The 580-nt window shown below is 68.1% G+C and carries 1 protein-coding gene; it reads right to left on the bottom strand.

Translation table 11 applies throughout. The features are described 5' to 3' along the window. A partial coding sequence (istA, locus tag ROTAS13_RS25530; protein ID WP_139323626.1) for an IS21 family transposase occupies positions 1-574 on the bottom strand: 574 nt, incomplete at its 3' end. Positions 575-580: the final 6 nt, after the last annotated feature.

Here is a 580-nt window from a genome sequence, read left to right as displayed (position 1 = left end):
TGCAGGTACCGCGAAAGAAGGCGAACGCCCGGTCATGAGCGTCAAACACCATCTCTTGCGTCTCGCGCGGATAAGCGCGGACGAACAGCATCCGGCTGTGGCACAGCCTCACATGCGCGACTTTGACGGTCACTGTCGTGCCGCCGATCAGCACGACCTCGTGGCTCCAATCGAACTGGTATGCCTCGCCCGGCGCGAAGCTCAGCGGCACGAAGGCTGCTGCCACCGCCGTCGCCCGTGACGCCTGCCACCCCCGCGCATGTCGCCGGACCGCGTCGTAGCCGCCCTCGTACCCCAGCTCACGCAGCGTCTCGTAGACCCGCACCAGCGTCAGCCGCTCGCGCCGCGGCCGCGCCTCGTTCGCCTCCAGCAGGCGCTCCAGCTCGGCCTGCCACGGCCCCAGCTTGGGCTGCGGCTGCCGCGCCCGGCTGTAGCGGAATTCCGTCTCCCCGGACCGCAGAACCTTCCGGACCACCTTTCGCGAAATCCCGAGCTCACGACAGATCGCCTTGATCGACTTGCCCTGCACCCGGTGCAGGCGCCGGATCTTTGCCACTGTCTCCACGACCAGCATCCCAGC

Source organism: Roseomonas sp. TAS13 (genome assembly GCF_001950415.1).
In the GTDB taxonomy this organism is placed as follows: Bacteria; Pseudomonadota; Alphaproteobacteria; order Acetobacterales; family Acetobacteraceae; genus Roseomonas; species Roseomonas mucosa.
The sequence above is the reverse complement of the archived record's forward strand: the minus strand, read 5'-3'. Positions and strand labels throughout refer to the sequence as shown.